Origin of the sequence: Streptomyces sp. NRRL B-1140 (assembly GCF_001280065.1) — a bacterium.
Classification (GTDB): Bacteria; Actinomycetota; Actinomycetes; order Streptomycetales; family Streptomycetaceae; genus Streptomyces.
This window is the reverse complement of the sequence record NZ_LGEA01000102.1, coordinates 359,820-380,514: the sequence shown is the minus strand read 5'-3', so window position 1 is coordinate 380,514 and position 20,695 is coordinate 359,820. Positions and strand designations below refer to the sequence as shown.

The 20,695-nt window shown below is 69.6% G+C and carries 18 protein-coding genes; 13 read left to right on the top strand and 5 right to left on the bottom strand.

Going from position 1 to position 20,695, the window contains the following annotated elements; genetic code table 11:
* Window positions 1–3: 3 nt before the first annotated feature.
* Window positions 4–312 (top strand): small hydrophobic protein, encoded by a 309-nt coding sequence (locus ADK65_RS22535; protein ID WP_053672151.1) that lies wholly within the window; start codon window positions 4–6, stop codon window positions 310–312.
* Between the two features lie 51 nt (window positions 313–363).
* Here the strand turns inward: ADK65_RS22535 and ADK65_RS22530 are convergent, their stop codons facing one another.
* Together ADK65_RS22530 and aceE are read right to left on the bottom strand one after the other, a co-directional pair.
* Window positions 364–1,110: a potassium channel family protein gene (locus ADK65_RS22530; protein ID WP_053672150.1), complete on the bottom strand. Its 747-nt coding sequence runs from the start codon at window positions 1,108–1,110 to the stop codon at window positions 364–366.
* 71 nt (window positions 1,111–1,181) lie between these two features.
* On the bottom strand, window positions 1,182–3,929 hold the full coding sequence (gene aceE, locus ADK65_RS22525; protein WP_053672149.1) for a pyruvate dehydrogenase (acetyl-transferring), homodimeric type: 2,748 nt from the start codon (window positions 3,927–3,929) through the stop codon (window positions 1,182–1,184).
* A gap of 418 nt (window positions 3,930–4,347) precedes the next feature.
* On the opposite strand from aceE, the gene ADK65_RS22520 reads away from it, so the two are divergent.
* The 6 genes from ADK65_RS22520 (at window position 4,348) to ADK65_RS22495 (ending at window position 8,925) form a co-directional block, all read left to right on the top strand.
* On the top strand, window positions 4,348–4,785 hold the full coding sequence (locus ADK65_RS22520; protein WP_053672148.1) for a DUF3052 domain-containing protein: 438 nt from the start codon (window positions 4,348–4,350) through the stop codon (window positions 4,783–4,785).
* Between the two features lie 107 nt (window positions 4,786–4,892).
* The gene (locus ADK65_RS22515) at window positions 4,893–5,351 is read left to right on the top strand and encodes a peroxiredoxin (protein WP_053672147.1); all 459 of its coding nucleotides are present in this window, start codon (window positions 4,893–4,895) and stop codon (window positions 5,349–5,351) included.
* Between the two features lie 147 nt (window positions 5,352–5,498).
* Window positions 5,499–6,074 (top strand): TerD family protein, encoded by a 576-nt coding sequence (locus ADK65_RS22510; protein ID WP_053672146.1) that lies wholly within the window; start codon window positions 5,499–5,501, stop codon window positions 6,072–6,074.
* A 140-nt stretch (window positions 6,075–6,214) separates the two neighbouring features.
* The gene (locus ADK65_RS22505) at window positions 6,215–6,790 is read left to right on the top strand and encodes a TerD family protein (RefSeq protein WP_053672145.1); all 576 of its coding nucleotides are present in this window, start codon (window positions 6,215–6,217) and stop codon (window positions 6,788–6,790) included.
* A 125-nt stretch (window positions 6,791–6,915) separates the two neighbouring features.
* Window positions 6,916–8,061, top strand: coding sequence for a DUF475 domain-containing protein (locus ADK65_RS22500; RefSeq protein ID WP_053672144.1), 1,146 nt, complete (start codon window positions 6,916–6,918; stop codon window positions 8,059–8,061).
* A gap of 129 nt (window positions 8,062–8,190) precedes the next feature.
* Window positions 8,191–8,925 (top strand): TerD family protein, encoded by a 735-nt coding sequence (locus ADK65_RS22495; protein WP_053672143.1) that lies wholly within the window; start codon window positions 8,191–8,193, stop codon window positions 8,923–8,925.
* Between the two features lie 36 nt (window positions 8,926–8,961).
* Here ADK65_RS22495 and ADK65_RS22490 read toward each other — a convergent pair whose 3' ends face one another.
* A complete protein-coding gene (locus ADK65_RS22490) occupies window positions 8,962–9,867 on the bottom strand; it encodes a TerD family protein (protein WP_053672142.1) in 906 nt (301 codons plus the stop codon).
* Between the two features lie 228 nt (window positions 9,868–10,095).
* Here ADK65_RS22490 and ADK65_RS22485 point away from each other — a divergent pair, with 228 nt between their 5' ends.
* The 3 genes from ADK65_RS22485 to ADK65_RS22475 are packed head-to-tail and all read left to right on the top strand — an operon-like array spanning window position 10,096 to window position 14,715.
* Window positions 10,096–11,262 (top strand): HpcH/HpaI aldolase/citrate lyase family protein, encoded by a 1,167-nt coding sequence (locus ADK65_RS22485; protein WP_053672141.1) that lies wholly within the window; start codon window positions 10,096–10,098, stop codon window positions 11,260–11,262.
* Window positions 11,263–11,290: 28 nt separating this feature from the next.
* Entirely contained in the window at window positions 11,291–13,906 is a 2,616-nt protein-coding gene (locus ADK65_RS22480; RefSeq protein ID WP_107092348.1) for a phosphoribosyltransferase, read from the top strand.
* Complete coding sequence (locus tag ADK65_RS22475; RefSeq protein WP_053672140.1) at window positions 13,906–14,715, top strand: hypothetical protein; 810 nt, start codon at window positions 13,906–13,908, stop codon at window positions 14,713–14,715. The genes ADK65_RS22480 and ADK65_RS22475 overlap by 1 nt, the downstream gene beginning before the upstream one ends.
* Here ADK65_RS22475 and ADK65_RS22470 read toward each other — a convergent pair.
* Window positions 14,636–15,403, bottom strand: a complete 768-nt coding sequence (locus ADK65_RS22470) for a DedA family protein (protein ID WP_053672139.1) — start codon at window positions 15,401–15,403, stop codon at window positions 14,636–14,638. The two genes, ADK65_RS22475 and ADK65_RS22470, sit on opposite strands and share 80 nt — an antisense overlap.
* A gap of 58 nt (window positions 15,404–15,461) precedes the next feature.
* Complete coding sequence (locus tag ADK65_RS22465) at window positions 15,462–15,686, bottom strand: FmdB family zinc ribbon protein (RefSeq protein WP_053672138.1); 225 nt, start codon at window positions 15,684–15,686, stop codon at window positions 15,462–15,464.
* Window positions 15,687–15,903: 217 nt separating this feature from the next.
* Between ADK65_RS22465 and ADK65_RS22460 the strand changes: the two genes are divergently transcribed.
* The 3 genes from ADK65_RS22460 (at window position 15,904) to ADK65_RS22450 (ending at window position 20,693) form a co-directional block, all read left to right on the top strand.
* Complete coding sequence (locus ADK65_RS22460; RefSeq protein WP_420709063.1) at window positions 15,904–18,093, top strand: transglycosylase domain-containing protein; 2,190 nt, start codon at window positions 15,904–15,906, stop codon at window positions 18,091–18,093.
* Window positions 18,094–18,137: 44 nt separating this feature from the next.
* Window positions 18,138–19,415 (top strand): hypothetical protein, encoded by a 1,278-nt coding sequence (locus tag ADK65_RS22455; protein ID WP_053672137.1) that lies wholly within the window; start codon window positions 18,138–18,140, stop codon window positions 19,413–19,415.
* Between the two features lie 120 nt (window positions 19,416–19,535).
* A complete protein-coding gene (locus ADK65_RS22450; RefSeq protein WP_234352927.1) occupies window positions 19,536–20,693 on the top strand; it encodes an amidase domain-containing protein in 1,158 nt (385 codons plus the stop codon).
* Window positions 20,694–20,695: the final 2 nt, after the last annotated feature.

Sequence of the window (20,695 nt, the reverse complement as noted above, 5' to 3'; positions counted from 1 at the left end):
TCGATGATGGCGAGCTTCGGACACGGTACGCGCAGGCACCCCCGCTCACGTGGCCGGACGTGGTCACGGGCCGGGACGGATCGCGCGACGCTCGGACTCATCGGAGTCATCTGCGCCGTCGCGGGCTTCTTCGTGCTGGGGATCGTCCTCGGTCCCGCCGCGATGGTCTGCGGCTGGCTCGCCATGGGCCGTGCGTGGTCGGGCTCACGCCCCACCGCGGCCGTCGTCGCCCTGGTTCTGGGCGCCATCGACACGCTCCTGGCCATCATCTGGCTGTCCGGAGCGGCCACACCGGGCATCGGCATGTTCTGACCCGGGTGAGGAATGTGGGAAGAGCCCCCGGCCGCTCGGCCGGGGGCCCTCTCATCGCTCCACCGCGGTCCTCTTGAGTTCCGCCAACTCCCCCCGCAGCGCCCGGACCTCCTCGGTCAGCTCCCGGATCGCCTCGGTCTGCCGCCGCTCCTCGACGTCGTCCTTCTCGAAGCGCGCGATGAACCAGGCGGCGATGTTCGCCGTCACCACACCGAGCAGTGCGATCCCGGACAGCATCAGCCCGACCGCCAGCATCCGGCCCAGCCCGGTGGTCGGCGCCATGTCCCCGTACCCCACGGTGGTCATCGTGGTGAACGCCCACCAGACCGCGTCCCCCAGGGTGTGGATGGAGGCACCGGGTTCGTCCCGTTCCACCTCCAGCACGGCCAGCGCACCGAACACGAGCAGTCCCAGGCACGACCCCGCGACGTACGTGGTGACCCTCACCTGCGACGCCATCCGGGCCCGCTGCCCGGCGAGGAACAGCATCGACACCAGCTTCAGCAGCCGCAGCGGCTGCGCCAGGGGCAGCACCACGGCCAGCAGGGCCAGCGGATTGCCGCGTACGAACCGCAGCCGGTCCTCGGCCAGCCACAGGCGGACCAGATAGTCGGCGGCGAAAGCGGCCCACACCACCCAGTTGGTGACATGGCATGCGGTGAGCAGGTCCTGCGGAGCCCTTGGGGCCACGATCGGTATGGCGTAGGCGATCGCGAAGAGCACGGCCAGCGCCAGCAGCGGGCCCTGGGTGCGCCGTTCCCAACGGGCCAAAGTCGAGGCGGTCCTCGGGAGGGTCATGGAAGCATGGTAGGAAACGCGTGAGGCGGCACCCCTCGGGTGCCGCCCCACGAATGTGACCCTCGATCTCCCTACGCGTCGCCGCCCGCGGCCCCCGGGTCGGCGGCCGTCACGTCGAGCAGCTGGTACCGGTCGATGGCCTGCTTGAGCACGGAGCGGTCGACCTTGCCCTCGCGCGCCAGCTCGGTCAGCACGCCCACCACGATCGACTGCGCGTCGATGTGGAAGAACCGCCGGGCCGCACCCCGCGTGTCGGCGAACCCGAAGCCGTCGGCGCCGAGCGACTGGTACGTCTGCGGCACCCAGCGCGCGATCTGGTCCGGAACCGCACGCATCCAGTCGGACACGGCCACGACCGGGCCCTGCGCGTCCGCGAGCTTGCGGGTCACATACGGCACCCGCTGCTCCTCCTCGGGGTGCAGCAGGTTGTGCTCCTCGCAGGCCACGGCCTCGCGCCGCAGCTCGTTCCAGGAGGTCGCCGACCAGACGTCCGCCTTGACGTTCCAGTCCTCGGCCAGGATCTTCTGCGCCTCGATCGCCCAGGGGAGCGCGACACCGGAGGCCAGGATCTGCGCCGGGATCGAGCCGGCCGTGCCCTCGCTGAACCGGTAGAGGCCCTTGAGGATGCCGTCGACGTCCACGTTCTCGGGCTCGGCGGGGTGCTGGATCGGCTCGTTGTAGACGGTCAGGTAGTAGAAGACGTCCTCGCCGTGCGGGTGCTCCTCGGAGCCGCCGTACATCCGGCGCAGTCCGTCCTTGACGATGTGGGCGATCTCGAAGCCGAACGCCGGGTCGTACGCCACACAGCCCGGGTTCGTGGACGCCAGCAGCTGGGAGTGGCCGTCCGCGTGCTGGAGGCCCTCACCGGTCAGGGTCGTACGGCCGGCGGTCGCGCCCAGGACGAAACCGCGCGCCAGCTGGTCGGCCATCTGCCAGAACTGGTCGCCGGTGCGCTGGAAACCGAACATCGAGTAGAAGACGTAGACCGGGATGAGCGGCTCGCCGTGCGTCGCGTAGGCCGAGCCGGCTGCGATCAGCGACGCCGTGCAGCCCGCCTCCGAGATGCCGTCGTGCAGCATCTGGCCGTTCGGCGCCTCCTTGTAGGCGAGCAGCAGGTCGCGGTCGACCGACTCGTACTGCTGGCCGAGCGGGTTGTAGATCTTCGCACTCGGGAAGAACGAGTCCATGCCGAACGTGCGGTACTCGTCCGGCGCGATCAGCACGAACCGCTTGCCGATCTCATTGTCCCGCATGAGGTCCTTGAGGAGCCGGACGAAGGCCATGGTCGTCGCGATGGACTGCTGGCCCGAGCCCTTCTTCACGGTCGCGTACGTCTTGTCCTCGGGGAGCGCCAGCGGCTTGGAGCGCACCACGCGCGTGGGCACGTACCCGCCGAGACCCTTGCGGCGGTCGTGCATGTACTGGATCTCCTCCGAGTCCCGGCCCGGGTGGTAGTACGGCGGCACGCCGGACTCCAGCTCCTTGTCCGGGATCGGCAGGTGCAGACGGTCGCGGAAGCGCTTGAGGTCGTCGACCGTCAGCTTCTTCATCTGGTGCGTGGCGTTACGGCCCTCGAAGTTCGGGCCCAGCGTCCAGCCCTTGATCGTCTTGGCGAGGATCACCGTGGGCTGGCCCTTGTGCTCCACGGCCGCCTTGTACGCCGCGAAGATCTTCCGGTGGTCGTGACCGCCGCGTCCCAGGTGCAGGATCTGGTCGTCGGTCATGCCCTCGACCATCGCGCGCAGCCGGTGGTCGTCACCGAAGAAGTGGTCGCGGATGTACGCGCCGGTCTCCGTGGCGTACGTCTGGAACTGCCCGTCCGGCGTGGTGTTCATCCGGTTGACCAGCACGCCGTCGCGGTCCTGGGCGAGCAGCGGGTCCCAGCTGCGGTCCCAGACCAGCTTGATCACGTTCCAGCCGGCGCCGCGGAAGATCGACTCCAGCTCCTGGATGACCTTGCCGTTGCCGCGCACCGGGCCGTCGAGTCGCTGCAGGTTGCAGTTGACGACGAACGTGAGGTTGTCCAGGCCCTCGCGGGCGGCGATGGACAGCTGTCCCAGCGACTCCGGTTCGTCCATCTCGCCGTCGCCGAGGAACGCCCAGACGTGCGACTTGGAGGTGTCGGCGATCCCGCGCGCCTCCATGTAGCGGTTCATCCGCGCCTGGTAGATCGCACCGATCGGGCCGAGGCCCATCGACACCGTCGGGAACTCCCAGAAGTCCGGCATCGACCGCGGGTGCGGGTACGACGACAGCGCGTGCGGGGCCTTGGACTTCTCCTGGCGGAAGCCGTCCAGGTGCTGCTCGCTGAGCCGGTCCAGCAGGAAGGCGCGGGCGTAGATGCCCGGCGAGGCGTGCCCCTGGAAGAAGACCTGGTCGCCGCCGAGGCCGTCGTCCTTGCCGCGGAAGAAGTGGTTGAAGCCGACGTCGTAGAGGGACGCGGAGGACGCGAACGTGGCGATGTGGCCGCCGACACCGATGCCCGGGCGCTGAGCCCGGGAGACCATCACCGCGGCGTTCCACCGGGTGGCGTTGAGGACCTTGCGCTCGATGTCCTCGTTGCCCGGGAAGAACGGCTCGCTCTTGGTCGGGATGGTGTTCACGTAGTCCGTGCTGCGCATCTCGGGCACGGCCACACGCTTCTCGCGGGCCCGCTCGATCAGGCGCAGCATCAGGTAGCGGGCCCGCTCCCGGCCGCGTTCGTCGACGGCGGCGTCGAGTGAGTCGAGCCATTCCTGGGTCTCTTCGGGATCGAAGTCAGGAACCTGACTCGGAAGGCCGCCAATGATGATCGGGTTGCGATCGGATGCGGAAGCCACGCTGTTCCTTACCTGTCAGAGGGCCTGCGAGGGCCGCTGTTTCGCTGTCGTCGCCGGGGCGTCGTCGCTGGGGGGCGCGCCGCTGTCCATGGTCCACCTCAGGGCGGGGAAACGTCATCTCTACCGAGCGGTAACCCAGACGTGAGATCGACTCCGTGACGTATGGGGCGAATACCTTCGAGTCTCGTACCCACACACGATTCCCAAACGCCCAAACGGGGCAGAAAGGTGTGGTGTGCGTCACCTCGGACCATGATGGTGTGCCTGAAGTTGCGGTGACACCGCCAGGATCGTCACCGTTTCGGCGGTCTGAAGGGCCGGGTACTTGCGCGATCCGCCCCGCCCGTGTGGACTACGGCCAATGCTTCGCGCACGCGCGTGGCTGAGTTATTCCCAAGACATGATCAGGAGGCAACCCGTGAGCGCGACCGCGGACCACGCGGAGGAGCGGACGAACCCTGCCGCCAGGCTGGGGTTCCAGCCCGGGCAGGTGGTCCAGGAGATCGGCTACGACGACGACGTGGACCAGGAGCTCCGCAAGGCCATCGAGGGCATCATCGAGGCCGACCTGGTGGACGAGGACTACGACGACGTGGCCGATGCCGTTGTGCTGTGGTTCCGTGACGACGACGGCGACCTGACGGATGCGCTGGTGGATGCCACCACGTACATCGAAGAGGGCGGCGCGATCCTGCTCCTGACGCCGAAGACCGGCCGTTCGGGGTACGTGGAGCCGAGCGACATCTCGGAATCCGCCACCACGGCGGGTCTGACGGCGTCCAAGAGCGTCAGTGTCGGCAAGGACTGGAGCGGCAGCCGGCTGGCGACGCCGAAGGCCGCCAAGTCCAAGCGTTAGTCGTACGGCGGGGCGGGTCGGCGTCGGTCGGCCCGCCCATCGGCCTGTGCCGGTGTCTGCGTAGGGTGGTCTCACCCGAAAAGCCCCACGAAGGGACACCCACAGCGATGGCGATCCAGGCCGGCGAGAAGGCCCCCGACTTCGAGCTCAAGGACAACCACGGTGCGACCGTCCGGCTGTCCGACTTCCGGGGCCGGAAGAACGTGGTGCTGCTCTTCTACCCCTTCGCCTTCACCGGCGTGTGCACCGGCGAGCTGTGCGAGCTGCGCGACCACCTGCCGCAGTTCTCCGACCGCGACACCGAGCTGCTCGCCGTCTCCAACGACTCCATCCACACCCTGCGCGTCTTCGCCGAGCAGGAGAACCTGGAGTACCCGCTGCTGTCGGACTTCTGGCCGCACGGCAACGTCTCGCGCGCCTACGGCGTCTTCGACGAGGACAAGGGCTGCGCGGTGCGCGGCACCTTCGTCATCGACAAGGAGGGCGTCGTGCGGTGGACCGTCGTCAACGGCCTGCCCGACGCACGCGACCTCAACGACTACGTGAAGGCGCTCGACTCCCTGTGACGCCGGTCGGGCGGCACACGTCCGACACCCGCTGATTTCTCGGCTTCAGGGCCTGCGAGCGGCGGGAACCCGTCACTAGGATCGACTCGTTGATCCGACATCCGAGCACAATGGGGCATCCCGCCCCTGGACACCAATGGAGGACTCGTGGGAGTCAGCCTCAGCAAGGGCGGCAACGTATCGCTGAGCAAGGAGGCGCCCGGTCTGACCGCGGTCATCATCGGTCTGGGGTGGGACGTCCGCACCACGACCGGCACGGACTTCGACCTGGACGCCAGCGCGCTGCTGCTGAACAACTCCGGCAAGGTCGGCAACGACCAGCACTTCATCTTCTTCAACAACCTCAAGAGCCCCGACGGCTCGGTCGAGCACACCGGTGACAACCTCACCGGTGAGGGCGAGGGCGACGACGAGCAGATCAAGGTCGACCTCGCCGGTGTCCCGGCCGACGTGGAGAAGATCGTCTTCCCGGTCTCGATCTACGACGCCGAGACCCGCCAGCAGTCCTTCGGCCAGGTGCGCAACGCGTTCATCCGCGTCGTGAACCAGGCGGGCGGCGCCGAGATCGCCCGGTACGACCTGAGCGAGGACGCCTCCACCGAGACGGCCATGGTCTTCGGTGAGCTCTACCGGCACGGCGCGGAGTGGAAGTTCCGCGCCATCGGCCAGGGCTACGCCTCGGGCCTGCGCGGCATCGCGCAGGACTTCGGTGTGAACGTCTGAACCGACCATCCGCAGGGCCCTGAGACCGGGGCCCGAAGGTCTTCTCGTCCGGCGCCGCACGGTTTACGTGCGGCGCCGGACGCGCAGGACCACCTCGGTAACACCATCGGGCCGGTGGCCCCAAGGGGAGGGACAGCAACATGGGCGTCACGCTCGCCAAAGGGGGCAACGTCTCCCTGTCCAAGGCCGCACCGAACCTCACCCAGGTGATGGTCGGACTCGGCTGGGACGCGCGCTCCACCACCGGAGCACCCTTCGACCTCGACGCCAGCGCCCTGATGTGCGGCGGCGGACGCGTGCTCGGGGACGAGTGGTTCGTCTTCTACAACCAGCTCAAGAGCCCGGACGGCTCGGTCGAGCACACCGGTGACAACCTCACCGGCGAGGGCGACGGCGACGACGAGTCGCTCCTGATCGACCTCTCCAAGGTCCCGCCGCAGTGCGACAAGATCGTCTTTCCCGTCTCGATCCACATGGCAGACGAGCGGGGCCAGACCTTCGGCCAGGTCAGCAACGCCTTCATCCGGGTGGCCAACCAGGCCGACGGCCAGGAGCTCGCCCGCTACGACCTGAGCGAGGACGCCTCCACGGAGACCGCGATGATCTTCGGGGAGCTCTATCGCTATCAGGGCGAATGGAAGTTCAGGGCCGTGGGGCAGGGGTACGCGTCGGGCCTGCGCGGTATCGCGCTGGACTTCGGGGTCAACGTCTCATAACGCGTTATGAGCAAAATCCGGGCCCCATAGGGGTGCGGAGGGGGTCCGACTAGACTTCGGCTTCAAAAGTTCGTAAAGCCGGGTACGGCGCGGGGGAGCCCCGTACACACACGATTGGGTAGCCAGTGGTTCTGAAAACCTTCGGGTGGTCGTTCGCGGTCACCGCGCTCGGCCTGGTCGCGGCGGTCCTGTTCGGCGGGTGGACCGCGCTCGGCATCGTCGCGATCCTCTCCGTCCTCGAGATCTCGCTGTCCTTCGACAACGCGGTGGTCAACGCCGGGATCCTGAAGAAGATGAATGCCTTCTGGCAGAAGATCTTCCTCACCATCGGCATCCTGATCGCCGTCTTCGGTATGCGGCTGGTCTTCCCCGTCGTGATCGTCGCGATCAGCGCCCAGCTGGGCCCGATCAAGGCCGTCGAACTCGCCCTGAACGACAAGGACCGCTACCAGCAGCTGGTGACCGACGCCCACCCGTCGATCGCCGCCTTCGGTGGCATGTTCCTGCTGATGATCTTCCTGGACTTCATCTTCGAGGACCGGGACATCAAGTGGCTCGGCTGGCTGGAGCGCCCGCTGGCCAAGCTCGGCAAGGTCGACATGCTGTCGGTCTGCATCGCGCTGATCGTCCTGCTGATTTCCTCGATGACCGTCGCCACCCACGCCCACCAGCACGGCGGCACCCATGTCGACAAGGCGGAGACCGTCCTGCTCGCCGGCATCGCCGGTCTGATCACCTACATGATCGTCGGCGGACTCTCCGGCTACTTCGAGGACAAGCTGGAAGAGGAGGAGGAGCGCGAGCACGAGGCCGAGGAAGAGGCCGAGCGCACCGGCAAGCCCCGCTCGGCGGTCCAGCTGGCCGGCAAGGCCGCGTTCTTCATGTTCCTGTACCTCGAGGTCCTGGACGCGTCCTTCTCCTTCGACGGCGTGATCGGCGCCTTCGCCATCACCAACGACATCGTGCTGATGGCGCTCGGCCTCGGTATCGGCGCCATGTACGTCCGGTCGCTGACCGTCTACCTGGTCCGCCAGGGCACCCTCGACGACTACGTCTACCTGGAGCACGGCGCGCACTACGCCATCGGCGCCCTCGCCGCGCTCCTGCTCGTCACCATCCAGTACCAGATCAACGAGATCATCACCGGCCTCATCGGCGTCGTCCTGATCGCCGCCTCCTTCTGGTCCTCCGTCCGCCGCAACAAGGCGCTCGCGGCCGCCGAGGGAAAGGCCGGCTCGGACGAGAAGACTGAGGTCTCGTCCGGGGTGTGACACCCCTGCGCGCGAGGAACGCTCTGTGCGGGGCGGTCACCGAGGACTCCTCGGTGACCGCCCCGCCGGTCTTCATGGACCGTGGGTACGGCGGTGACCTGCGGTCTCCCGAGTGAACGTGGGGGCGGAATGGGCCTGTTCGACGGACTCCGGCGTGGCGATGTGCAGTTCGACACCGGCCACGCGGCGACGAACGCGATCGAGCTGACCAAGCGGCGCGCGCAGATATCGCTCACCAAGCAGGACGCCGCGAACGGCCATCTGCGCGTCAACCTCAGCTGGCGGATGCGCACGTCCGACATCGGCGGCAACCAGCGCGAGAGCCTGCTGCGCCATCCCTTCCGGGCCCTCAAGCCCCCCGAGGTCGTCGGCCACAGCCAGAGCATGGTCAACGTCGACCTCGACCTCGGCTGCCTCTACGAACTCCAGGACGGCAGCAAGGGCGTCGTCCAGCCCCTCGGCGGCTACTACGGCGACGTCAACGCCCCGCCGTATGTCAAGCTCAGCGGCGACGACCGGTTCGGCTCCGGGTCGGGCGAGACGATGTACATCAACCTCGACCACCGCGACAGCATCAAGCGGCTGCTGGTCTTCGTCTACATCTACGACCAGACGCCCGCCTTCGACCGTACGCACGCGAGCGTCACGCTCTATCCGAGCAGCGGCCCGCGGATCGAGATCCACCTCGACGAACGCCAGCCGCAGGCCCGCTCCTGCGCCGTCGTCATGATCGAGAAGGTGAAGGACGAGATCGTGGTCCGCCGCGAGGCGAAGTTCGTCTACGGCTTCCAGGCCGAACTGGACCGGCTGTACGGGTGGGGACTGCAGTGGGGGCGGGGCTACAAGACGAAGGTCGACCGCTGACCGGTGAGCCCCGGAGAACGCCGGGGCGGGGTCCGGCTAGCGCCCGATGAACTGCGGGCCCTGCGGGGGCAGGCGGAAGTCCGGGTCGGGGGCCGTGGTGGCCGCCGGCGGATAGCCGTAACCGGTCTGCGCCGCCGCCGCGCCCGCCGCGGCCGGCGCCTGGGGGTAGCCGTACGCGGGACGGCTCGTGGGCTGCGGGTAGCCGTAGGCGGGCTGCGTGGCCGGCGGCTGCTGCGGATACCCGTAGCCGGGCTGCGTGGGCACCGCGTTCGGCTGCTCCGGGGGCAGCGGCACGGAGACCTCGGAGGTCTGCTGAGCGGGGCCGCCGGTCGTCTGCTGCGCGGGCGTGTTCGTGGTGGGAGGCGCGGGGACCGTGGTGGTCGGCTCCTCCAAGGCCTCCGACTCGTCCACCGAGATACCGAAGTCGGTCGCGAGCCCCTTCAGCCCGTTCGAGTAGCCCTCGCCCAGCGCCCGGAACTTCCAGCCCTCGCCGCGCCGGTACAGCTCGCCGCAGATCAGCGCGGTCTCCTCGCCCGTCTCGGGCTTGACGTCGAAGTACGCCAGTGCCTCGGCGCCGGTGCCCGCCGCGTCGTACAGCAGAATGCGCAGCGCCTGTACGCGGTCGAACGTCACGCCGTCCGCCGATGCGACCAGCAGAATCCGGCTGACCTCCGACTCGACACCGGTGAGGTCTGTCTGGATCGTGTCGGTGAGGCCCTCGGTGACCCGCTTCTTGCCGAGCCGCCACACCTTCCCGGCCGGGTGCCGGGGCTGGTTGTAGAAGACGAAGTCCTCGTCGGAGCGCACACGGCCGTCGGGGCCGAGGAGCAGCGCGGAGGCGTCGACGTCCGGAACCCCCTGCCCGGGTGTCCAGCGCAGCACGGCCCGCACCGTGGTGGCTTCCAGAGGGACGTTCGACCCCTTCAGCATCGCGTGCGTCATGCGGTCATCCTGCCTTCTCGGTCCTGCTCACGACAACGCGGGGGCCGCGGACCCGAGCGGCGCCGACGGCCGTCGCGGACTACGGTCGTCATGGCCGGGTACTGCCTGTGATTGCCCGCGTTACCTGAAATTCATGCCTCATGGGAACCTGTGACATGGACATCTACGTACTATTACCGGCCACCTTTCATCGATTCGCAGGCCGCATCATCACCACGGGGGAGTCTTATGCGTCATTTCGGGCACGTCGCCCCTGAGGTGCGGAAGCGTCTCTTCTTCCGCGAGCCGTGCGCCTTCACCCCGGACTCCCCGGCCCGGCTGCTCTCGGTCGCCCTGGGCGCCACGCTGTACAGCCCCGCCACCCGGCCGCGCCTGGCCGACGACGTCCTCAAGCAGGCCGCGCGCGGCGTGGTCTCGATGGTGCTGTGCCTGGAGGACTCGATCGACGACGCGGACGTCGGCCCCGGCGAGGAGAACCTGGTCCGCCAGTTGACGGCCCTCGACGATCTCCCGGACGACGATCTGCCCCTGCTCTTCATCCGGGTCCGCGTCCCCGAGCAGATACCCGACCTGGTGCGCCGCCTCGGCCCCGCCGTCCGCCGGCTGTCCGGATTCGTCCTGCCCAAGTTCACCGAGGAACGCGGCATCCCCTTCCTGGAGGCCCTGGCCACCGCCGAGGCCGAAAGCGGCCGTCGCCTTTTCGCCATGCCCGTGCTGGAGTCCCCGGAGCTGCTCTACCGGGAGTCGCGCATGGAGACCCTGGAGGGCATCTCCCGCGCGGTCGACAAATACCGCGAGCGCGTCCTCGCCCTGCGCCTCGGCGTGACCGATTTCTGCTCCTCCTACGGCCTGCGCCGAGGCCCCGACATGACGGCCTACGACGTGCAGATCGTCGCCTCCGTCATCTCCGACGTGGTGAACATGCTGGGCCGCGCCGACGGCACCGGCTTCACCGTCACCGGGCCGGTGTGGGAGTACTTCCGGGTCCAGGAGCGCATGTTCAAGCCGCTGCTGCGGCAGAGCCCCTTCCTGGAGGTGCAGGCCGCCGAACTGCGCGAGAAGCTGATCGAGCACGCCATGGACGGCCTGCTGAGGGAGATCTCCCTGGACCACGCCAACGGCCTGCTGGGCAAGACCTGTATCCACCCCTCGCACGTGCTGCCGGTGCACGCCCTGTCGGTCGTCAGCCACGAGGAGTTCTCCGACGCCGAGGACATCCTGCGCCCCGAGCGCGGCGGCGGGGGTGTGCTGAGATCGGCGTACACGAACAAGATGAACGAGGTGAAGCCGCACCGGGCCTGGGCCGAGCGGACCCTGCTGCGTGGCGAGGTGTTCGGCGTGGCGAACCAGGACATCGGCTTCGTGGAGCTGCTGGCCGCGGGCCTGCCCGGCTGACCGTAGGCTTCCGGGGGTCGAAGGGTTCATGGAGAAGGCGGAGAAGGCGGAGAAGGCAGTGAACCAGGGGGAGCGCCCTGAGGTGCGCGACGCGGACGACGGCGTCTGGTCCGGCGACTGGGTCGCCGAGCGGCTCGGCGTCGAGCTCGTCGGCGACGAGGGGCTGACCGGCCTGCTGGGGCTGGCGCTGCGCCGCAACCCCAAGCGGGCCCACCTGCTCGTGTCGAACGTGCTGGGCAAGCACGTACCGCAGTCGCCGTCCGTCGTGTACGGCTACGGCTGGGAGCTCGGCCGCCGGGTGCGTGAGCTGCTGGGCGAGAAGGAGGCCCGCAGGGCCGTCGTCCTCGGCTACGCGGAGACCGCGACCGGTCTCGGCCATTGTGTCGCCGACGGGCTGGGCGTCGCCCCGTACCTGCACTCCACCCGCCGCCCGGTCGCCGGTCTCGACCCGGCCGGCGGCTTCGAGGAGTCCCACTCCCACGCGACCTCGCACCTGCTGCTGCCGGAGGATCCCGCGCTGCTCGCGGGCGACGGCCCGCTGGTCCTGGTCGATGACGAGTTCTCCACGGGCAACACGGTGCTGAACACTGTCCGTGATCTTCAGGGGCGGTATCCGCGGGGGCGGTACGTCGTGGTGGCGCTGGTGGACATGCGGTCCGCCGCCGATGCGAGTCGCCTCGCGGATTTCGCCGAGGAGATCGGAGCCCGGGTCGATCTGGTGACGGCTGCCAGGGGGACTGTGCGGTTGCCCGAGGGGGTGCTGGAGAAGGGGCAGGAGCTGGTGGCGCGGTACGAGGCGGAGGGTGCGGCGGTCGGCGAGTCGTCGTCTGGCGCGCCGTCGGGGCCGGTCGCGCAGTTCCCCGCGCCCCTGAAAGGGACGTCTCAGCCACGCCCTCAAGGGGCGCGGGGAACTGCGCGAACAGCCCCCACCGGCCCGCACCCGGACGAGGACCGCACCGCCCCCCACGTCACCCGCGTGGACCTGCACTGGCCCGTCGGCCTCCCCGACGGGGGGCGACACGGCTTCACTCCCGCCCAGCGCGCCCGGCTGGAGGCCGCCCTGCCCGCGATGGCGGCCAGGATCGCCGAGGCCCTGCCCCACCACGCCCGCCGCGTGCACATCCTCGGCTTCGAAGAGCTGATGTACGCGCCGCTGAGGCTCGCCCGCGAGCTGGAGCGCGACACCGGCCTCGAGGTCCGTTACTCGACCACCACCCGCTCACCCGTCCTCGCCGTCGACGACCCCGGCTACGCGATACGCACCCGCCTCGCCTTCCCCGCCCACGACGACCCCGCAGACGGCCCCGGCGAGCGGTACGCCTACAACGTCGCGGGCGCCGGATTCGACGCCGTCGTCGTGGTGGTCGACTCGGCCGCCGACACCCCCGCGCTGCACGCGCCCGACGGCCTGCCCGCCCGGCTCGCCGCGCACACCCCCGAGGTCCTCCTCGCCGTCGTACCGTCGTACGCCCCCGAAAGGCCCCGCATGCTGCCCGAGCCCCTCCGCGGCCCCGACTTCTCCTCGTACGCGCCCGAGGAGGTCGGCTGGCTGCTCCAGGACCTCTCGGACGTGACGCTGGAGGCGCCGACCGAGGAGCGCGAGGAGGCGATCCAGAGCGGCGGCGCGCACTACGCCGAGTCGCTGCCCGTGGAGTACCAGCCGAGCGAGCAGTACCAGGAGCTCTTCCACGCCGCGCTGGCGGACTCGGCGGCCCGGATCGCCCAGGCCGTCGGCGTCGTCACGGAGACGGTCCTCGCCGAGCGGTCCCCGCGCCCGGTCCTGGTCTCCCTGGCCCGCGCCGGCACCCCCGTCGGCATCCTCATGCGCCGCTGGGCCCAGCACCGGCACGGCCTCGACCTGCCGCACTACGCCGTGTCCATCGTCCGCGGCCGGGGCATCGACGCCAACGCCCTGCGCTGGCTCGCCGAGCACCACGACCCCCGGGACGTCGTCTTCGTCGACGGCTGGACCGGCAAGGGCGCCATCACCCGCGAACTCGCCCAAGCCCTGGAGGAGTTCGAGAAGTCCGACGGCATCACCGGCTTCAGCCCCGAGATCGCGGTCCTGGCCGACCCGGGTTCCTGCGTGCGGACCTACGGCACCCGTGAGGACTTCCTCATCCCCTCCGCCTGCCTCAACTCCACCGTCTCCGGCCTGATCTCACGGACCGTGCTGCGCGCCGACCTGGTCGGCCCGCACGACTTCCACGGCGCGAAGTTCTACCGCGAACTCGCCGCCACCGACGTTTCGGTGGCCTTCCTGGACGCCGTGTCCGCCCGCTTCCCCGAAGTCGCCGACGCGGCCGGAGCCCAGGCCAAGGAACTGCTCGCGGCCGACCGCTCGCCCACGTGGGAGGGCTGGGCCGCCGTCGAGCGCATCAGCGAGGAGTACGGCATCCACGACGTGAACCTCGTCAAGCCCGGCGTCGGCGAGACCACCCGGGTCATGCTGCGCCGCGTGCCCTGGAAGGTCCTGGCGCGTGCCGGAGCGGGCAGCGACCTCGACCACGTGCGCCTGCTGGCCGAGCAGCGCGGCGTGCCCGTCGAGGAGGTCGACCGACTGCCCTACACCTGCGTCGGGTTGATCCACCCCAAGTACACCCGGGGCGCGACCGGCGCCGACGGCAAGGCGGTGACCCTCTGATGCCCGCACTCGTCGCCAGCGACCTCGACCGCACCCTGATCTACTCCGCCGCGGCCCTGGCCCTCACCATGCCCGACGCGCGGGCGCCCCGGCTGCTGTGCGTGGAGGTGCACGAGAGCAAACCGCTGTCGTACATGACGGAGACGGCGGCCCGGCTCCTCACCGACCTGGGCGACGCCGCCGTGTTCGTGCCCACGACCACCCGGACGCGCAAGCAGTACCTGCGCATCAACCTGCCGGGGCCCGCGCCCACGTACGCGATCTGCGCGAACGGCGGCCACCTGCTGGTGGACGGCGTGTCCGACCCCGACTGGCACGCGCAGGTGACCGCACGGCTGGCCGACCAGTGCGCGCCCCTCGCCGAGGTGCAGGAACACCTGCTGAGGGCCGCCGACCCGGTCTGGGTGCGCAAGCACCGCGTCGCCGACGACCTCTTCGCCTACCTGGTCGTCGAGCGCGAGCTGCTCGACGAGGACTGGGTGAAGGAACTCGCGGTGTGGGCGGAGAACCGAGGCTGGACCGTGTCCCTGCAGGGCCGCAAGATCTACGCCGTTCCCAAGCCGCTCACGAAGAGCGCGGCGATGCGTGAGGTGGCCCGGCGTACCGGGGCCGATCTCACGCTCGCCGCGGGGGATTCCCTGCTCGATGCCGATCTGCTCCTCGCGGCCGACCGGGGATGGCGGCCGGGGCACGGGGAGTTGGCCGACACGGGCTTCACGGCACCCGCGATCAGGGCGCTTCCCGAGCGGGGCGTTCTGGCCGGGGAGCGGATTCTGCGGGAGTTTCTGGGGGCAGTTGAGGGCGCCTGAGGACTCGGGTGTCCTGGTCGTCGAGCGGGTGCGGGCGCGCTGTGGCTTGTCGCGCAGTTCCCCGCGCCCCTTCGGGGCGTCGTAGCAGCCGGATGCCGATGAACGCCGCCACCGCCACCGCCGCCACGGCCAGGACCACCTTCGAGTAGGCGGAGACGAGGTCCGAGACCTGGTGCCAGTTCGCGCCGAGGAAGTAGCCCGCGAGCACGAACGCCGTGTTCCACAGGGCGCTGCCCAGTGTGGTCAGGCCCAGGAACACCGGCAGACGCATGCGTTCCACTCCCGCCGGCACGGAGATCAGGCTGCGGAAGATCGGGATCATCCGGCCGAAGAACACGGCCTTGGTGCCGTGCTTGAGGAACCACGCCTCGGTTTTCTCGATGTCCGAGACCTTCACCAGCGGCAGCCGGCCGGCGATCGCCACCGTGCGGTCGCGGCCGAGCAGCGCGCCGATCCCGTACAGCGCGAGCGCGCCGATCACCGAGCCGGCCGTCGTCCACAGCAGGACGGCGAGCAGGCTCATCCGGCCGCTGCTCGCGGCGAACCCGGCCAGCGGCAGGATCACCTCGCTGGGCAGCGGCGGGAACAGGTTCTCCAGGGCGATGGCGAGACCGGCGCCCGGCGCGCCCAGCGCGTCCATCAGGTCGTTGACCCACTGCGGCCCGGCGTCCGCTGCGATGGCTGTCATGCCACCACGCTAGGAAACCGAAGCTGAAGGACTCCTGAGGAAACCCGGGCTGCCCGCGTCAGCCGCAGCAGCCGCCTCCGCAGCAGCCGCCCCCACCGCCGCCGCCCGTGGGGGGCGCCGGTGCCGAGGCGGAGGCGGAGCCGCCGACCGCGACCGTGGAGAGGAGCTTCACCGTGTCGTCATGGCCGGAAGGGCAGGCCGCGGGATCGGAGGACTCGGCCATGGGACGGCTGAGTTCGAACGTGTCGCCGCAGGTCCGGCAGCGGTATTCGTAGCGAGGCATGGGGACAGAGTATCCGCGCCGACGTAAATGCCGCCTTTCGCGAACCCGTCTGACCATTGTTGCCGCACCGGTGTGGAGGACATGTAAAGGCCGCTGATAACTTTCGAACGCGCGGGGGAGCCGTACTGGCGGGGGATGACGAGGGATCGCTGCCGTCGACCACAGCAGCCAAGACCTTCCGCGCGAGCACCACCGTAAGCGGGAGGGAGACGCGGCCGTGTCGAAGGCTGGGCGGGAACCGGACGAGACCATGCAGTTGAAGGTCCCCGATCCCGTGCGCGTGGACGAGACCATGATGTTGCGCGTCGTCGGGGCGGCCTCGACCGACCAGGCGGACACGGCGTCCGGCGTGGCGAAGGACGGGAGCACACCGGACGGATCGCGCCGGCGGCGCAGAGCACCCCGGCCCTCCCCGCTGTCCCGTCTGTCCGCCGCCGCCCCGGGGGCGGCCCGACTCGCCGCCCGCGTCGCGTCCGAAGCCCGCCGCCTGCGGCCCCGTTACCCGCATGCCGACCGCACCGGCTGGCGGCGCTGGGCTCCTTCCTGGCGGCAATGGCTCGGTGCCACGCTGACGTTCACCGGCCTGAGCGTCTTCCTGCTGGGCTCCGCCTACGCGGCGACCGACATCCCGGACAACCTCAACTCGTACGCCACCCAGCAGGACAACGTCTACTTCTGGTCCGACGGGACCCCCATGGCCCGCACCGGCTGGGTGCGGCGGCAGGCGATGCCCCTGAAGGACATACCCGAGGACGTCCGCGGCGCGGTGCTGGCGGCGGAGAACGCGAGCTTCTACAGCGACCCCGGCATATCCTTCAGCGGTCTCACCCGGGCCCTGTGGCGCACCCTCGGCCAGGGCGACACGCAGGGCGGCTCCACCATCACCCAGCAGTACGTCAAGAACGTCTACCTCAACCAGGACCGCTCGGTCGGCCGCAAGTTCACCGAGGCCATGCTCGCCCTGAAGCTCGACAACGAGATGAGCAAGGACGACATCCTGGAGGGCTACCTCAACACGAGCTGGTTCGGCCGCGGCACCTACGGCATCCAGCGCGCCGCCCAGGCCTACTACGGCAAGGACGTCGGCGAACTGAACGCGGGCGAGGCCGCCTTCCTCGCCTCCCTCCTCAAGGGTGCCTCGCTCTACGACCCCTCCGTGAGCAAGGCCAACCACGACCGGGCGGTCGAGCGCTGGTCCTGGATCCTCGACCGCATGGTCGACACCGGCGCGCTGTCGAAGTCCGAACGCGCCCGGTACAAGGAGTTCCCCGAGCCGCTGAAGCGGGCGCCCGGCTACGACACCGGCAAGCAGAGCGACTACCTGGTGGAACTGGCCGCCCAGTACGCCAAGAAGGCGGGGCACCTGACGGCCCGGGAGTTCGACCTGGGCGGCTACCAGATCTACACGACCTTCGACCGCAAGCAGGAGACCGCGCTCACCGACGCCGTCGACAAGGCCCGCAAGCAGGCGCGCAAGGACCACCCGGGCAAGGCGAAGGCCCTGCACTTCGGCGCCTCCTCGGTGGCCGCCGACGGGCGCATCCTCGCCGTCCACGGCGGCCCCGACCACCGTGAGCAGGGCTACAACGAGTCGAACGCGACCACCGTGCCCGCCGGTTCGGCCTTCCAGCCGTTCGTCTACGCCGCGGCCCTGGAGCACGGTGTGCACCGGACCCGGGACGGCGCCGCGACCGAGGTCACCGCGCAGACGCTGTACGACGGGGACGACGGCATCGCCGTACGGACCCCCGAAGGCCCCTACTGGGACCGTGGCGGCAAGCAGGTCACCTCCCGTAACGACGGCGGGAAGTCCTACGGGCGGATCAGCCTGGGCCGGGCGCTGGCCCTGTCGGTGAACACGCCGTTCATGCAGCTCGGCATGGACACCGGCCTGGACACGGTGCGGGAGACCGCACAGCGGGCGGGCCTGCTCCCCTCCAGCTTCGGACCGCAGGTGCCCGCCCTGTCGCTCGGCAGCGCCACGCCCAGCGCGATCCGCATGGCGAGCGGATACGCCACGTTCGCCGCAGCCGGCAAGCACGTCGAGCCGTACTCGGTGGCCCGCATCACCCGCAACGGCTCCCAGGTCGCGCTGACGAAGCCCGCGTCCCGCCGGGCGGTGAAGGCGAGCGTGGCCGAGGCGGTCCAGTCCGCCCTCAGGGACGCCTTCCGCACCGCCCGCCCCGGTGCGGCCGCGACCACCGCGGTGGCCGGGAAGACCGGCACCACGCAGAACGACACCGCCGCCTGGTACGTCGGCACCGCCAACTCGGTGTCGACGGCCGTGGTGGCCTACCGCATCGACCTCACCAAGAGCCTCGAACCACTGCCCCTGGACGGGATCGCGGGGACCCCCGGCGACAGCGTCCCCTACCGCATCTGGTCCGGTGCCCGAGGCATCGGCTGACCGAGCCCGATCCCCCCACCGCCCCCTCGCAGAATGAGCCGCGCATGAAACAGCCGTCCGGCCGCCGCCGCCGACCCCCCGCACCCCGCCGCGCCACGCCCCCGCGGGTGCTGACCCTGGCGGCCCTCCTGGTCGTGGCGTCCCTGGTCGGCGGCTACATGGTGCTGACCCGCTCGGACACCACCACCCCGACCGCCTCCTCCGGGGCCCGCAAGGGGACTGCCGCCAAGCCGGACCAGGAACCGCCGTGGGACGGGCGGACGAAGGTGCTCGGGGACGGCTCCACCTCCTACACCGGCCCGCAGAAGGGCCAGTTGAAGCCGGTGCCCCTCAAACCGGGGGAGAAGCCGCCCCAGTTCGTGGTCTTCTCCTGGGACGGCGCGCTGCAGGGCGACGACGGGCTCTTCTCGCACTACCGGGAGCTGGCCGAGGAGTACGACGCCCACATGACCTTCTTCCTCACGGGCATCTACCTCCTGCCCAAGAGCAAGAAGGACCTCTACGCCCCGCCCCAGCACGCCAAGGGCTCGGCGGCGATCAGCTTCGCCACCGACGAGCACACACGCACCACACTGGAGCAACTCGGCAAGGCGTGGCAGGACGGGAACGAGATCGGCACCCACTTCAACGGCCACTTCTGCGGCAAGAAGGGCGGCGGCGACTGGAGCGTCGCGGAGTGGAAGAGCGAGATCGACCAGTTCTACGCCTTCACCGAGAAGTGGAAGACCAACACCGGCTTCAAGGACCTCGGGCCGCTGCCGTTCGACATCAGGAAGGAGGTCACGGGCGGCCGCGCGCCCTGCCTGGAGGGCCAGAAGAACCTGCTGACGGCCGCCAAGGACTACAAGTGGCGCTACGACGCCAGCTCCGCGGGCGACTTCCAGATATGGCCCGCCAAGAAGAACGGCATCTGGGACTTCCCGTTGCAGATGCTCCCCTACGAGGGCGGCAAGTACCAGGGCCTCTCGATGGACTTCAACTTCCTCTACAACCAGTCCGAGGGCGAGACCGAGGGCGACCCGGCGAAGTACCCCGAGTGGGAAGAGGAGACCGTCGCCTCCTACATGTCCGGCTTCAACCGCGTGTACTACGGCAGCCGTGCCCCGCTCTTCATCGGCAACCACTTCGAGGACTGGAACGGCGGCATCTACATGCGGGCCGTCGACCGGGTCGTCAAGGGCATGTGCACCAAGAAGGACGTCAAATGCGTGTCCTTCAGGGAACTGGCCGACTGGCTCGACGTGCAGAAACCCGGGACCCTGCAACGCCTGCGCGGCCTGGACCCGGCGCAGTCGCCCGACTGGTCGACGGTTGTGAAGTGATCACGCCAAAGTAACGACCGCAACACCCTTCACAGCGGCCACACACTCCATGCGAAGATCTCGTACCCCGGCAACCCTTTGGCCGGGGCAAGAGGGGAAACACCAGTGAAATCACGGAAATTGAGCGGAACGCGCCGCCGCGTCACGATAGTCGGGGCCACGGCGGCCTCGGTCGTCGCCGGCGTCGCCCTGCTGCCCAACTGGAGCGCGGGCGCGGCGGTCGTCGACGACCCGACGGTGGACGCGCGGACCAAGGCCACCTTCCAGCGGCTGGCGGACGCCGTCTTCACCGACCGCACCAACGCCCTGGTCGACGGCGGACGGACCGGCGCCGGCAAGCCGCTGACCGACGGCTTCTCCGGCGACGTCGCCCTGTCCTCCGGCACGGCCCGCACCGAGGACGCCACCCTGTCCGCGCTCGGGCAGCGGCGGCAGAAGCTGGCGAAGGCCGGAGAGACGTACGGCAAGGCCAGCACCACCGTCACCCTGAACGCCACGCGGGTGACCGGCCGTACGGCCAAGGCGGACGTCACCGAGACCACGACCCTGACCTACGCCGGGGCCCGTGGCGACGCGCCGAAGACCACCGGATTCCAGGCCCGGCACGAGCTGACCTTCAAGGCCGACCGGCAGGGTGACTGGCGGCTCACCGGCATCCGCGACACCGACGAGGGCGGTCTCGCGGTGAACACACTCTCCAAGCCGGCCCCCGTCAAGACGGCCACCGCCGCCGACAACACCACGCCGAACGCCCCGCGCGCGGCGATCACCCCCAACCCGGCACCCGCCCCGAAGACCGGCACGACGTACGACTACAAGGCCATGGCGGCCTATGCCGAGAAGTACTGGAACGTCTACAACAAGGACTACCCGGACTTCAGCGGTCACGGCGCCGGTGGCGACTGCACCAACTTCGTCAGCCAGTCGCTGAAGGCGGGCGGCTGGAAGCACGCTCCCGGCTATGTGTACGACTACACCAAGTGGTTCGGCAACGCCGACATCCAGTCGGACTCCTTCGTCGGCGTCAACGAGTGGTCCTGGTTCGCCCAGAACTCCAAGCGGACCCAGCCGCTCGCCAACGTCTTCCAGCTCGAGGTCGGTGACGTCCTCCAGATGGACTTCGACCGGGACGGGTCCAAGGACCACACCATGATCGTCACGTACAAGAGCGGCGGTGTGCCGTACGTGACCTACCACTCCAACAACACCCTCCGCAGGTCGGTGGCGAGCCTCGTCGCGTCGTATCCGAACGCGTACTACTACGCCTACCGCACCTGAGC

Excerpts from the sequence above, each read along its gene's own strand:
- ADK65_RS22535 (WP_053672151.1), top strand. The coding sequence starts at position 4 with ATGATGGCGAGCTTCGGACACGGTACGCGCAGGCACCCCCGCTCACGT.
- ADK65_RS22530 (WP_053672150.1), bottom strand. The coding sequence starts at position 1,110 with ATGACCCTCCCGAGGACCGCCTCGACTTTGGCCCGTTGGGAACGGCGC.
- ADK65_RS22515 (WP_053672147.1), top strand. The coding sequence starts at position 4,893 with ATGGCGATCCAGGCCGGCGAGAAGGCCCCCGACTTCGAGCTCAAGGAC.
- ADK65_RS22505 (WP_053672145.1), top strand. The coding sequence starts at position 6,215 with ATGGGCGTCACGCTCGCCAAAGGGGGCAACGTCTCCCTGTCCAAGGCC.
- ADK65_RS22495 (WP_053672143.1), top strand. The coding sequence starts at position 8,191 with ATGGGCCTGTTCGACGGACTCCGGCGTGGCGATGTGCAGTTCGACACC.
- ADK65_RS22490 (WP_053672142.1), bottom strand. The coding sequence starts at position 9,867 with ATGACGCACGCGATGCTGAAGGGGTCGAACGTCCCTCTGGAAGCCACC.
- ADK65_RS22485 (WP_053672141.1), top strand. The coding sequence starts at position 10,096 with ATGCGTCATTTCGGGCACGTCGCCCCTGAGGTGCGGAAGCGTCTCTTC.
- ADK65_RS22480 (WP_107092348.1), top strand. The coding sequence starts at position 11,291 with ATGGAGAAGGCGGAGAAGGCGGAGAAGGCAGTGAACCAGGGGGAGCGC.
- ADK65_RS22475 (WP_053672140.1), top strand. The coding sequence starts at position 13,906 with ATGCCCGCACTCGTCGCCAGCGACCTCGACCGCACCCTGATCTACTCC.
- ADK65_RS22470 (WP_053672139.1), bottom strand. The coding sequence starts at position 15,403 with ATGACAGCCATCGCAGCGGACGCCGGGCCGCAGTGGGTCAACGACCTG.
- ADK65_RS22465 (WP_053672138.1), bottom strand. The coding sequence starts at position 15,686 with ATGCCTCGCTACGAATACCGCTGCCGGACCTGCGGCGACACGTTCGAA.
- ADK65_RS22455 (WP_053672137.1), top strand. The coding sequence starts at position 18,138 with ATGAAACAGCCGTCCGGCCGCCGCCGCCGACCCCCCGCACCCCGCCGC.